Source organism: Candidatus Oscillochloris fontis, from assembly GCF_004138135.1.
Classification (GTDB): domain Bacteria; phylum Chloroflexota; class Chloroflexia; order Chloroflexales; family Chloroflexaceae; genus Oscillochloris; species Oscillochloris fontis.
The window spans coordinates 35487-48984 of the sequence record NZ_RYFD01000005.1 but is presented as its reverse complement, the minus strand read 5'-3'; the positions used below and the strand labels follow the sequence as shown (position 1 = coordinate 48984).

Annotated in this window: 10 protein-coding genes; 4 read left to right on the top strand and 6 right to left on the bottom strand. The window is 56.5% G+C overall.

From position 1 onward, the window contains the following. The first annotated feature begins 75 nt into the window (after positions 1 to 75). Positions 76 to 1476 carry a DNA cytosine methyltransferase gene (locus tag EKD03_RS03740; RefSeq protein WP_129627688.1) on the top strand — a complete coding sequence of 467 codons (1401 nt, stop codon included), beginning with the start codon at positions 76 to 78 and terminating at the stop codon, positions 1474 to 1476. On the opposite strand, the gene EKD03_RS19020 is transcribed toward EKD03_RS03740, so the two are convergent. From EKD03_RS19020 to EKD03_RS03715, 5 genes are all read right to left on the bottom strand, one after another. After that, positions 1435 to 1662, bottom strand: a complete 228-nt coding sequence (locus EKD03_RS19020) for a SinI family restriction endonuclease (protein WP_129627685.1) — start codon at positions 1660 to 1662, stop codon at positions 1435 to 1437. The two genes, EKD03_RS03740 and EKD03_RS19020, sit on opposite strands and share 42 nt — an antisense overlap. 32 nt (positions 1663 to 1694) lie before the next feature. Continuing rightward, a complete protein-coding gene (locus EKD03_RS03730; protein WP_161569176.1) occupies positions 1695 to 4460 on the bottom strand; it encodes an NACHT domain-containing protein in 2766 nt (921 codons plus the stop codon). A gap of 49 nt (positions 4461 to 4509) precedes the next feature. After that, positions 4510 to 5514 (bottom strand): restriction endonuclease, encoded by a 1005-nt coding sequence (locus EKD03_RS03725; RefSeq protein ID WP_129627680.1) that lies wholly within the window; start codon positions 5512 to 5514, stop codon positions 4510 to 4512. After that, positions 5504 to 6526, bottom strand: a complete 1023-nt coding sequence (locus EKD03_RS03720) for a DNA cytosine methyltransferase (protein WP_129627677.1) — start codon at positions 6524 to 6526, stop codon at positions 5504 to 5506. The genes EKD03_RS03725 and EKD03_RS03720 overlap by 11 nt, the downstream gene beginning before the upstream one ends. A 169-nt stretch (positions 6527 to 6695) precedes the next feature. After that, the gene (locus EKD03_RS03715) at positions 6696 to 8003 is read right to left on the bottom strand and encodes a J domain-containing protein (protein WP_129627674.1); all 1308 of its coding nucleotides are present in this window, start codon (positions 8001 to 8003) and stop codon (positions 6696 to 6698) included. 285 nt (positions 8004 to 8288) lie between these two features. Between EKD03_RS03715 and EKD03_RS03710 the strand changes: the two genes are divergently transcribed. Genes EKD03_RS03710 through EKD03_RS03700 form a run of 3 tightly spaced genes read left to right on the top strand, consistent with a single transcriptional unit; the run spans position 8289 to position 12346 of the window. Further along, positions 8289 to 8987, top strand: coding sequence for a response regulator transcription factor (locus tag EKD03_RS03710; protein ID WP_129627671.1), 699 nt, complete (start codon positions 8289 to 8291; stop codon positions 8985 to 8987). Next, a complete protein-coding gene (locus tag EKD03_RS03705) occupies positions 8984 to 10129 on the top strand; it encodes a sensor histidine kinase (RefSeq protein WP_129627668.1) in 1146 nt (381 codons plus the stop codon). Before EKD03_RS03710 ends, EKD03_RS03705 begins: the two co-directional genes overlap by 4 nt. A gap of 9 nt (positions 10130 to 10138) precedes the next feature. Further along, a complete protein-coding gene (locus tag EKD03_RS03700) occupies positions 10139 to 12346 on the top strand; it encodes a VC_2705 family sodium/solute symporter (RefSeq protein ID WP_129627664.1) in 2208 nt (735 codons plus the stop codon). Between the two features lie 58 nt (positions 12347 to 12404). Here the strand turns inward: EKD03_RS03700 and EKD03_RS03695 are convergent, their stop codons facing one another. Continuing rightward, positions 12405 to 13391: an alpha/beta fold hydrolase gene (locus EKD03_RS03695; protein WP_161569175.1), complete on the bottom strand. Its 987-nt coding sequence runs from the start codon at positions 13389 to 13391 to the stop codon at positions 12405 to 12407. Between the last annotated feature and the right edge of the window lie 107 nt (positions 13392 to 13498).

Here is a 13498-nt window from a genome sequence, read left to right as displayed (position 1 = left end):
GACCTTAATTGTCGGGGTAGCAATCTTATAGTACAATCAAGGTACTTGGTTTTTGTTTCGTCAGGGAAACTTTTTATGAGTACCGAGATAACAATCAGCGATGCAGCGGCAATACTTGGTGTGAGTGAACAACGGGTACGAACACTCTGCCGTGAAGGTACGCTTACTGCCCGCAAACTAGGTACGAGTTGGTTCATTGAGTCAAGCAGCCTCATGCAATACCAATCGATTAATCATACCATTGCCGAAGATCACCCATCATACATACCCAAACAGAGCAAACCTATTGCGCTCAGCTTCTTCTCTGGTGCGATGGGGCTTGACATAGGGCTAGAGAAATCAGGAATTGATGTGCGCTTGGCGTGTGAGATTGACAAATATTCCCGCCAAACTATTACACTAAACAGACCCGATATGGCGTTGATTGGCGATATTACCACCTATTCGGCGCAGGAAGTCCTCGATTTTGCAGGATTATCCAAAACAGACGATGTAGACCTGATCATCGGCGGGCCGCCATGCCAAGCATTTAGCACCGCAGGTAAACGCAATGGCTTCCGTGATGAACGCGGCAATGTATTTCTGACCTACCTTGATCTTGCTTTGGCGATCCGCCCCAAATTCCTTGTCATAGAGAATGTGCGCGGCCTGCTCTCCAGCCCCCTCACACACCGACCACATCATTTGCGGGGGCCACAATACTCACCACTATCCTTTGATGAACTGCCCGGTGGGGCACTCTATTTTATTCTAAACCTTATTCAAGCCGCAGGATACGGCTATTCTTTTAATCTCTATAATGCTGCTCATTTTGGCAGCCCCCAAATACGAGAACGTGTCGTTATGATCTGTGCGCGTGATGGAACGAAGCCACCATTTCTCACGCCCACCCATACTGAACATGGAGAATACGGATTACCACGTTGGAGAACCTTTCGGGAAGCAACACACGATATAACGACCCACCACCACATCAACTTTCCTGAGAAGCGGCTGAGGTTCTATCGCATGTTATCAGCCGGCCAAAATTGGCGTGCCCTGCCACAAGATCTGCAACCAGAGGCACTGGGGAACGCCTATACTGCGGGTGGCGGAAAGACGGGCTTTTTGCGGCGACTCCACTGGGATAAACCTGCCCCAACACTAGTAACGCATCCGGCCATGCCCGCCACAGATCTTGCGCATCCTGAAGAGGATCGCCCGCTCTCTGTGGAAGAGTATCGGCGTTTACAAGAATTTCCCGATCACTGGCAATTTGCGGGGCCAATTCTTGAGCAATACCGGCAAATAGGCAATGCCGTACCGATAAGCCTCGGTACAGCCATTGGAAGGTTGTTACAACAATTGATTGCCGGTGAAGCAGTACGCACGATACCCGGATTTCGCTATTCTCGCTACCGTGCTACCAGTGATGCCGAGTGGATGGCGGGGTTTTTAGCTCAATCGAGAAGAGAAGAAGCGATACAGTTGAGCTAGAACATTTAACCCAGAGATCGTAAATACTGATGGTAGATGTTGCTTGGAACGCCAAGAAAGGCTCTGTGGATTATCCGCGAGAAAATGGCAGATCTCAGCAAATGCTTCGACTAGCCCACTTTCTGCTCCTTGATTATGGCAATATTGACAGGCAACCGTGATGGGCAGAGCCTTATCGAATTGCACGCACTACTCCTCGTTATTGCCTACCCACTACCCTATGAGCGCGGGGACCAAAACACCCGAAATGACCTGTCGTCGTTCCCGCCGTTCGGGTCCAACCTGACGCGAGAACCGCAGCACAATTGTTCCGCTCCCCACCAGAAAGCACTACCCGATAGAATGACATCTTCGCTTGGTGTAAAGTCTTTTCGATCTTGGCCTGCGGTTGGCTCCGCGTGTGCGCTTGCCGTCCATTCTAACACATTACCCGCCATCTCTTCGGCTCCACATGCGGCTGCACCAGCCGCAAAACAGCCTACCGGGTTGGGGAGACCTAGTCCGGTCTGGTCGTAGTTGGCATGTTCGGGGGTTGGCTCGGTATTGCCCCACGGGTAGCGACGTTGATCTTGGCCGCGTGCGGCGCGTTGCCACTCGACCCAGGTAGGCAGGCGCAGGATCGCATGCTGCGGCAGCCAGCCCTGCTGGTGGCCGCAAGCGCTGAGCCAGCGACAGTAGGCGGCGGCTTCGTACCACGAGACCCCCACTACTGGTTGGAGTGGGTTGGTATAGCGCGAGTTGTGCCAGTAGCGAGGTTCGGTGATCATGACATCTTGATCATCATAAGGATGCCCACCCGGCTGGAGGAAGCGCCACCCCACCTCGCGCCACCATTGGGGTTGCTGGTAGCCACCAGCGGCTACAAAACGGGCATAGTCGGCATTGGTAATCGGGAAGCGGGCGATCTTGCCACCCTCGGTAAAGGGCATGGATACCAGTGGTGTATCGTCATCATCACCATACCAGAAGGGGCCGGGTGCAAGCGGACGCCAGTAGGTCTCCAGCGCTTGCAGCCACGCCGCATCCTGCTGCCCCGGCAGACCGAGCAGCGCCAGCGGGAGGCGTGGGTCGGGTATGGGTAGCTCGATAGCAGTGGCAGGCCGCGACAGGCTGGCGAGGCTACCATAGCAGAGGTGGCCCAAGGCACGCCCGGCACGGGCGCGCAGGGCCACCGGGACTTCCGGGGCTACCCCTTTGGTGAGGAGGTCGAGCAACATTGTGCGGGTGCGTGGCCAGAGGCCATTGGGCAGCTTGAGCAGTTCGGGGTCGTAGCCCTTCGCGCGCTCCGAACTAATCAGGTTCAGACATTCACCGCCCAGCACCTGTTCGAGTGGGCTACGCGCCAGCAGCGCTTCGGCCAGCACGAGGGGCTTCTCCAACTCCTGATCCTGAAGCACCTGGAAACTGACCATAAGGCTGAGGCTCTCGTGCCAATGGATCTGGCCTGCGCGTTCCAAACAGAGCTTGCGGTAGTCGCGCTGGCGCTTGAGGTGGTAGCCCGCCAGGAACTCCTGGAAGGTGCGGTGGGCAAAGGTATAGAGCTTATCCCCGCGTTTGAGCAATAGGCCATTACCGAAGGTCAGCGCATTGAGCATCATATGCGCCAACTCATACCGGCGAGACACGTCAAAAGGTTCAAACCCGGCCGCCAAGATCGCCATCACTTGCGTCTCATCGAGATCAGCAGGCTGATGTGGGGCGGCATTGCTTCGTTCAGCCTGGGTATGGGCCATAAAACCCAATTCGGCCATCAGCACCAGCAGATCAGAACTACGGAACTGGGGCAAATTGAAGCGTTCGAGCAGGTCGAGTTCGCCGCGAGGCTGGCGCCAACGCAGCAGCAGGAGGTCAATACATTCATAATAGAGCAAAGCCCGCGCATCGGGCAGCGTACCGCGAAAGGCATGCACCAGCGCCATCACCGTCAGCAAGAGGGGGGTACGCGCCAAATCGCGCAACTCATCGCGGCTCGCCAGTGCATCGCGCAGTTCTTGGGCATCCAGCGCCGCCTGAGCAGCAGGGCGGCGGCCACTCGCGGCCAATTCGCGGTACCAATCGCCCACAAACTGCTCGATCTGGCCATCGTCCAACTCGGCCAGGGTCAACGTCGCAAAACCCGCTAATTGGCGTTGTTGCTCTTCGTTATAATCGAGAACACGACACGTAACCAAGATCGGCGACTGGTAGCTACGATCCAAATCACGGATCATCTCCGCCACCCGTTTGAGGATGGAGTCACCCACTACCTCATCGAAGCCATCGAGCAAGAGCAGTGCCGAACCCTCCTTAAGCGCATCGGTCAGCAACGGCAATGCCGCCGCACAACCCGCATCGGCCAACAGCGTCGCCAGGAACTGCTCAAAGATGCGCACCGTCCCACGCGGAGACTCTTCCAGCGGGGCAAAAGCCGCGAGGTCGCGCAGGATCACCCGGATCGGCAAGCGTTGGCCCAACGTCCACCCCGGCAGCGTAGCGACATCATCGGTAGGATTGAGTTCTGCCTGAGCCAAACAGAGCGCCAGATGGCTGACGAAGGTACTCTTGCCGCTGCCGGGTACACCCAGCAGGATGGTACGCGGGCGCTCCTGGCGGCTGAGAGCTTCCAGCACACTAAGCGGGCGGGTAGCGGAACGATCCGGACGCGCTGCTCGTTCAGGATCTTGCACCTGCTCGGTCGTATTGAGGCCAATATAGAGCTGCGCAAGCATCAGCGGGCGAACTTCGGGGCTATCGTTGCGATCAATCTGGCCGAGTGGCAACGCATTACACTCATTGACACTACGCCGCAGGTAGGTGCGCAGCGCCGTTTCCGCCTGCGCCACTGCCGGATCAAGCGGAGCCGCGTGGATATGCTGATCGCCCTGCACCACCGTCTGTTGGGCATGGGTAATCGTTTCAGCTTCCATCTTCTGTTGGACTTGAGCAGTACGGAGGGCGGCCAATTCGGCTTCGAGTTGGGCAATCCTGGCTTCTAGTTCAGACATGCTGCGCCTCGGAATGGGGGTGTAGAACGATATAACTTCGCGCAGGTTCCTAACCCTGATCCTGGAAAAGAACCTGGGAAGGTACCCAATCCTTTGCATACAGATCGGCCATTTGCAACCAAATCGCAATGCGTTGGTCGGGAGGATAGGTTTGTCCCCAATACTCAACAAACAGTGCATCTTCTAAGCGCATAGCGGCAGCGTACATCTCAGATTCTATATCCTGCAATGCGCGTTGGATGTATATACCACCTCGTTTCTCATCTCCGCGCAAAGCAACACTTCCGGCGGAGAAGAGATCTCTTGCTTGGTGACATACAATCCCGTGATAGGTAAGCATATACAGAACTGCATCATCATATTTATTTCTAGATCGAGATGGACCAACAACTTTAGGTGAAAGAATAGCTGCTTCTGCACGTAGTTTACGCTTCTCATCTGATGAGAGACTGGTATAGAGTTTTACTTCTAGGGGTAATGAGTGTTCTGATTGCGAACTTTCTTCTAGCCACCATAAACGCTCTCCCGGCTCTAGCCTTGATCGTGCATATTGACGGATATATTCCATCTTCTCTTTAATGGAGAGATTACTAAATTCTGCATATGACACACCCATTTGCTGGAACAGAGATCGTTTGGGGTTGATTTCAACTTCAAATCGTGGCACATGAGTTGTTCGCACATGAACCACACTATCATCATATTTTGCCCATTTAACTTCAGGTGTGCCACCCATTTTCCCAAAAACGATATAGATATACAAAACATCTGCATGGCGCGTTGACTCAATAATACTATTAGCTACGCTACGCCAAGTATTATTTAGAGTAAATTTAACTTCAACACCAAATTGTTCGACTGCAATATCAGGAAAAACATGCGGATGGGGGTTAAAACTTACACTGATCCCTTTTGGAGCAACGAGTGTACTAATGACTTCTCTGACTCGATTTTCAAACTCTTTGGCGTTGGAAAAAACGCTTTTTGTGGTAATATCAGTATTGAGAATTAAGACAACTTGATCAAGAATATCTTCAAATTCCTTATGATCCATGGGAATACTCCCCATCATCAAGATAGGAACGTACAGCTTGTGCCATGTGCCATGCGAGTACGGGTGGAACCGCATTCCCTATTTGTCGTTCTGTCTCGCGTAGTTTCGCATCAAAGATAAAATCATCAGGAAATGATTGTATCCGTGCCGCCTCACGCATTGAGATCCGGCGGGGCAGTTTGTAGTGGTACTGGATATTCCCGTGACACTCTGCTCGTATTGTGTATCCGGGTTTGCATGCCTCAAGTTGGCGATTACCTTGATCTGGACTGCGATTCGCAAGACTCCAAATATGATTGATAGCCGGATTACTCTCTAGTAACTCTAGATCACCAATAGCTTCTTGGGCGGTTATCCAATTTTCACTCGATATATGTTCTTTAGGTGGGATGAATTCTCTACGAGGATCTGATATTCCAACAATAAAAACCCGTTCCCGACTCTGAGGTACACCATAGTTCGCTGCATGATACAGTTTGTATGAAACTTTATACCCAAGAGCACCAAAGTCCTCTAAGATCTTTTCGAGCGATGCTCTATTGTGACGCATTAAGAGACCTTTGACATTCTCGGCCACAAATATTTTTGGTTTTGCAATCCTGATCGCTTCTACCATTGCTCGGTATAAGCCGCTTCTTTTACCATCAACACCTGCCCCTTTACCATTGATTGAAATGTCTTGACATGGGAAACCACCAATTAAGACATCAATATCTTGCGGTATATCCTCTAAAACATCCCAGATGTTCTCACAGATAATTCTTTCGTCAATATTCTTGCGATACGTCCGACATGCAGCTTGATTGATTTCATTTGCCCAGATGATTTCAAAAGGCAATCTTTCATAATGAGTACCAAGGAATCTAAATCCCCCTCTGAATCCCAGATCCATACCTCCACACCCTGAGAACATAGAGACAACAGAATATGTTTGCTGAGATGTTGATACAATAAAATCGCTTTGATCAATGACGGAATAGCCGAGGTGATAGGTTGAGATGCCAGTGTTCATAACGTTGCTCCATGTATATTGTCATTGCTGAGTGGTAGAACATTTTTGTTATTATACACCGGTCATAGCGAAGAGGCAAGTGATCCTGATCATTAACGGGTTTATCACACCCAACCACCAACGTCACCACGACACAGAAGTAGGGACGATGCTTCGCCCCTACTTCCCCCTACCGCAGCGCCCGCAGTTGTAGATCCTCAAAGGTGGCCTCTACCGAGGTGCGGGTTCCACTGACCGCCACGAGGCCGTAACGCTGGCTGGGCGGTGGGTCGCTTAGGGTGAGTTCGGCGACCTGCTGGCCGTTGATGCGCAGGATGATCTCTTCGTCCTCAAGGCGGGCGGCGAGGCGGTTGGTGCCGCTAAGAATGGCGGGGTGTTCGTCGGCCAGTAGGGTGCTGGCGCGACCCGCACGGCGGAGTTCGAGCCGGAAACTGGCGGCTGCTGGATCGACCACAAAGGCGAGGTAGTTGTCGCGGTCGGTGAAGCGCACGATCAGCCCGGCTTCGCCGCCCTGTACGGTGACATCCACGCCCATCAGCATCTCGGCTCCGCCGGGGCTGGTGCGGTAGACCCAGATGTTGCCCGCACCGGCCTGCGAGGTGATGGTGTAGGCTCCGCCGCCTGCTCCAACACTCCAGCCCGAACCGGAACTACTGGGCCAGCCACTGCCCCGGAAATCCTCGCTGTAGATCACCCGCCCCGTTTCGGCAACGGGGGTTGGCGTGGGGGTGCGGGTGGCGGTCGGTGCGGGGCTGGGGCTGGGGCTAGGGGTGCGGGTGGCGGTGGGACTGGGGGCGCTGGTGGCGGTGGAGGGGAGCGCCGTCGCGGTTCCTGTTGCTGTCGCCACTGCCACCCCGGCAGCGGGTTGGGCCTCGGTGGGGATGGCCGGTGAGGCCGATGCCGGGTTGCGCCGCATCCACCATGTGACGCCGCCAAAGAGTGCCAACAACAGGCTCCCCGCGCCACCAACAATTAAGGTGCGACGGCTGGGCAGGGCTGGTGTGGTGCGCTGGATCGGTGCGGGGGCAACGGGGCGCTGGTTCATCTGCGCCTCAGCCTGCACCAATAGAACTGCACTATCGCGGTAGAAGGGATTGAGTTGTTGCAACTCGCGCAGTGTCGCCACCGCCTGCATGGTTCGCCCCGCATCAAGGTGCTCGTGGGCGCGTTCATAGAGCTCGGCTTGATGATCGCGAGGGTGCGCCGGTTGTTGCGGGCGGGGTGGGGATGGCACATGGCCACTCAGACTACGATTGTAGATCAAGCGTTCGCTGCGGTCGCTCAGCGTCTGGTAGGCTGCGTTGATACGGAGCGCCCGTTGGGTCGCATATGCCTGTTCTGCGGGGTTAGCTGCGGCGACGCGGTCGGGATGATAGCGCCGCATCTGTTGGCGATAGGCTTGTTTAATCTCGTCGTCTGAAGCGTTGCGGCTGATCCCTAAGAGTTGGTAGTGATCAAGCTGCTCGAAATCTTCCATAAGCGGTATTATAGGGGTGGGGTTGTTCCTAATAATCGAATACACGCATTATAGCATAGGCGCTAGGGCGGCTCTGTGGTATAGTATGCGAACTTGTAGGGCATGGATAACATCCTTGGGTCGTAGCCCCAAACCCCAATATTTATTGATATTTGGTGGCTCCGCCACCAAATATCAATAAATAACGATGTTCGGGAGCGGCTGTGCCGCCCCCGCCTCCCCCTCCGAAGACGGTGTACCGCGCTGATAATTCCTACTCGGCAGCGGGGCATGAGGTTATAAATCATGGATGCCGCGACGATCTTGGTTGTTGACGATGAGCAGCCCATCGTAGATCTTGTGGCCAGTTACCTCGCCGCCGAGGGCTTTGCGGTGCAACGCGCCTATGATGGGCCGAGTGCGCTGACCCTCGCCCGCGCCAGTCGCCCCGATCTGGTCATCCTTGATGTAATGCTGCCTGGCTTGGATGGGATTGAGGTGTGTCGCCGTCTACATCAAGAGACGGCGGTGTATGTGTTGATGCTCACCGCCCGTACCGATGAGGTGGATAAGCTCATCGGTCTCTCGGTGGGTGCCGATGATTACCTGACCAAGCCCTTCAGCCCGCGTGAATTGGTCGCACGGGTCAAGGCGATCCTGCGCCGCCACCGTGCTCCGACGGGGAAGAACAGCGAGCGCCCGATGCTGATCTTCAACTCACTCTCGATTGATCCCGAACGGCGCGAGGTGAAGCGGGGTGAGACTCAGATTGACCTGACGCCGCGTGAGTTCGATCTGCTCTATGCGCTGGCTAGTTACCCAGGGCGCGTCTTTACCCGCGAAGAGTTGCTCCAGCGCGTCTGGGGGCAAGATTTTGCCGGGATTGACCGGGTGGTGGATGTGCATGTCGGTACGCTACGCCGCAAACTTGAAGATGATGGCGATGTCTCGTATGTGCAGACGGTGCGCGGGGTGGGCTATAAGTTTGTGGGCAGCTCGCGATGAGATGGCCGCACCAACTCCGCTGGAAACTCTTCTTCTCGCATCTGGTGATTGTAGTGATTGCCGATGTGGTCTTGTTGGCGACCGCCACCTTCCTGGCGAGTATCGGGTTGGTGCATTCGGCCCCGCTCACCCTGGGGGCAGCGGCGGCGGAGACGGGTAGCCTCGATCCGAGTGGGTTGATCGAGACGCCGCCGCTCCAGCAATTTCAGGCGGTGGTGCAGCAGTCGCTCCTCGTCAGTGGCTTTGCCGCGTTAGCGGCGGCGGTGGTGGTGAGCCTGTTTGTCTCGCGGCGGATCGTTGAGCCACTGATTACGCTCACGAGTGTGAGTAAGCGGCTGGCGCAGGGTTTCTACCGCGAACGTACCCGCATCACCTCGGATGACGAGATCGCCCAACTGAGCCGGAGTGTCAATCAGTTGGCCGACGCGCTCGATCAGACTGAGCAGCGCCGCTTGGCGCTCTTGGCCGATGTTACCCATGAACTGCGCACGCCCCTGGCTACCATCGGTGGCTATATGGAGGGTCTGATTGATGGGGTAGTGCAACCCAATCACGAGACCTTCAACCTGATTCTGCATGAATCAAACCGCCTGCAACGTCTGATCGAGGATCTGGAACTACTCTCGCGGGTGGAAGCCGGACAACTGCCGGTGGTGGCGCGCAGCGTCAATCTTGTCCAGCTTATCGAGGCGATCTGTGTGCAGTTTGAACCGATCTTCAGCGCCAACCAAGTACGGATGGGCATTGAAGTCCCGCTGCGGCTCCCACTCGTTTGGGCCGACCCGGATCGGCTCGATCAGATCCTGATCAACCTGCTCTCCAACGCCTACCGCTACACCCCGGCTGGAGGCGAGGTGGTGTTACGCGCCTGGGCCACCACCGACAAGATGACAGTTGAAGTGGCCGATTCGGGGGTTGGGATTGCTGCCGAACATCTGCCGCATGTCTTTGAACGCTTCTACCGCGTAGATAAATCGCGCGCCCGCCAGAGTGGCGGTAGTGGCATCGGCCTCGCGATTGTACGCCACCTCGTGGATGCCCAGGGGGGCGATATTAGTGTCTGGAGTGCCGGTAAAGGCCAGGGAACAGTTTTCACCTTTACGTTGCGATTAGCTCCAGAGAGCCAGGGTAAACCTGCCTAACAACACCATATGGGTCTACTCCAACTCATCTTCACCATCGGCGGCACCATCGCGATTGCGATGTGGCTGCTCAACAAACTCTTCCCCCCGCTTGAGCGGGTACGGGATCGGCGGGCTAGTTTGCTCGACATGCCCACCCGCCCACCACGGCCCATACGTGAAGATGCGGCACCAAACATCCCCAGCGAGCCACTGCCGGTGGCACCCGAATGGTTGGGCGACTACTGGGCGGCCAATCTGCGCCTGATTGTGCCGTATCTCCTGATCTGGCTCTTCAGCTTTACGCTGCCCTCGTTACTGGCCGAACCACTCAACCAGATTCGTGTGCTTACCGGCTTTCCGCTCGGCTACTACATGGGTGCCCAAGGCTCACTGCTGATCTTCATTACCCTCACCTTCCTCTACCACTGGCGCATGCAGCAACTTGAACGCCAGTATGATCTCATCCCTAGCCACAGCCCCAGCGAACGCCAACGGCGGCGGCGCATCTTTGCCGCCTATAGTGGCTTTGCTGTCGGCTTTGGGCTGCTGGTCTTTGTGATCAGCCAACTCGAACATGTCTTGACGATCCCGGTCAGTGTGATGAGTTGGATCTTCATGCTGATCACCGTGGGACTCTACGCACTGATCGGTCTGCGCGGGCGCACCACCCAACTCGACGAGTACTATGTGGCGGGGCGGCGCATTCCGGGGATGCTCAATGGCCTCGCGACTGGCTCGGATTGGATGAGTGCCGCCTCGTTCATCAGTATGGCCGGGGCGATCTACCTGCTCGGCTATGAGGGGTTGGCCTATATCACCGGCTGGACGGGTGGCTATGTGCTGCTCACCCTGCTGCTCGCGCCCTATCTGCGCAAGTTCGGGCAATTTACGATCCCCGACTTCATCGGCAGGCGCTACCCCGGTGCGGGCACCCGCGTCATTAGCGCGGTGATCAGTATCATCATCAGTTTCACCTATGTCACCGCCCAAGTCACCGGGGTCGGCATCATCATGAGCCGCTTTCTGGGGGTCAACTACATGCTCGGCGTGATTGTCGGGCTGTCGGCGGTGCTGCTCTGTTCCTTCTTGGGCGGGATGCAGGCGATCACCTGGACCCAAGGGGTGCAGGGGATCATCATGGTGATCGCCTACATCGTGCCGGTGACGTGGCTCTCGGTCAAGCTCACCGGGGTGCCACTGCCCCAACTGATGTATGGCCAAGCCATGCACCAGATCGAGGCGCTCGAACTGGCCCAAGGCATTCAGAGCTACAGCCAGCCCTTCAACGACTGGACGCCGTGGAACTTTCTGGCGCTCACACTCTGTTTGATGTTGGGCACCGCAGGTATGCCGCACATTCTCGTGCGCTTCTACACCGTCCCGAACGTGGGCGAGGCGCGCAGCAGTGTGAGTTGGGCTTTGGCCTGGATCGCCATCCTCTACCTGACTGCCCCGGCCTATGCGGCATTTTCGCGCTTGGAGATCTTGCAGGAGGTGGTGGATCGCCCGATTGCCAACCTGCCACAGTGGACCGAGAATTGGGCCGCAACAGGCTTGCTGAGTATTGCCGATGCGCCCGAACAAGGCGGCAATGGCGATGGACGGCTCCAGTACCACGAGTTGCAGATTGACCAAGATCTGGTGGTGCTGGCAACCCCAGAGATCGCCGGGTTACCCGCGACTATCGTGGCGCTCGTGGCCGCAGGGGGCATGGCGGCGGCACTCTCCACCGCCGACGGGCTGCTCATGGTGATCGCCGCCGCCGTCGCCCACGACATCTTCCACCGCACGCTCAACCCCAAGGCGACTCCGCGTGAGCGACTGATGCTGGGGCGGCTCATGATCCTCAGTGCCGCCGTCCTCGCCGCACTGACCGCGATTCAGCGCCTGGCGATCATCGTGCAGATGGTGGCCTGGGCCTTTTCGTTGGCGGCGGCAACCTTCTTCCCGGTGCTGGTGTTGGGGATCTTCTGGAAGGGCGCGACCAGTCGCGGGGCGGCGTCGGGGATGATCAGCGGCCTCATGGTGACGCTGGGGTATATGCTGCTCAACTACACCTTCCCCGATTGGGGTATCCTGGGTATCAACCATAGTGCAGCGGGCATCTTCGGGATACCAGTGAACTTCTTTGTCACCTGGGTGGTGAGCCGCCTGGATATTGATCAGCCGACCCCGGCGAGTGATGCGCTGGTGGATTCGTTACGCCACCCGGAGGAGGGGGTCTTTCAGGCATAGACTTTTAGCTGGATAGCTTCAGAACACCATCCGTCCATCTCCCTCCTCTAGCACCTTCTCACTCTCTCTCGCTCGAATGTCCGTCTATCCACAATTGGCGAACCTCCCGGATCGCGGCAATCACGGTTGGCATATTCTCTAGTGACACACCATGTCCGCCCGGCATCTGCCATAAGGCGCTGGCGCTGGAACTGGCCGCTTGTGCCTGTTGGCTTGCCAACCAGTTGGGGACGGCGCTACTATCGGTGGCAACCAGGACTCGCAGTGGCAGGTTGCCAAGCGATGTATGCTGGAGTTCCGCATCATTCTCTTCGCGGCTGGCCATTTCACTGGCGATGGCGGTTTGCGTGGCGGCACTGGCGTTATGCAGTGCCGCGATCTGGTACAGATCAGGGTAATCAGACATCATCAGCCGCAGTAAACCGAGACGGCGCAGCCAGAGTTGTTGTTGGCCGCTGGCTGCATAGTCTTCTAGCATTGCGGCTCGATCCGCTGCTGAGATGGTCTGATCATAATATTCGCTGCGGACATCTATCAGTACCAGACCGGCAACCTCCTCTGGGTAGCGCAGGGCGAACATCCGCACATAGCGCCCGCCTAGCGAATGGGCGACTAGGATGTATGGCTCAGGCTCACCGGCTGCTGCGAGGAGGGCGTGGAGATCATCCGCAATATGCTCTGGTGTGCGTGGGAGAGGGCCGGGATCACTCCACCCACTCCCAGCTCGGTCGTAGGCGCAGACCCGCTGCTCGGTGGCGAGTTGTTGTTGTAGTGGTATCCAAGCTAAGCTGGTGCTGTTATAACCCGTCTCTAGCACCACGGTAGGGCCGCCAGTATCGCCCTGACAGACCAAGTGTAATTGGCGGCCACCGATGTCAACCATGCGACCAGGGGGCGGGAAACGTTGGGCGTCACCCAGCGTCATAAAACTCTCGTAGGTTGCGCCGAGGCCCGCAAGCACCAGTAGAATAGCGAGCAACTTGAGGAATGCGTACCCCAATAGCCACCATCGGAAGATCTGACGACGTGGAGAACGTCTATCCATGGTCAGGTTCCCTCTCCTGCGAAGAACGGGGATGCCCCTAGACATCCCCATGTCTAGCCCTGCGACACTTGCAGCCGCCGCAATAGATCAGTATGCTCGTAAGGGCG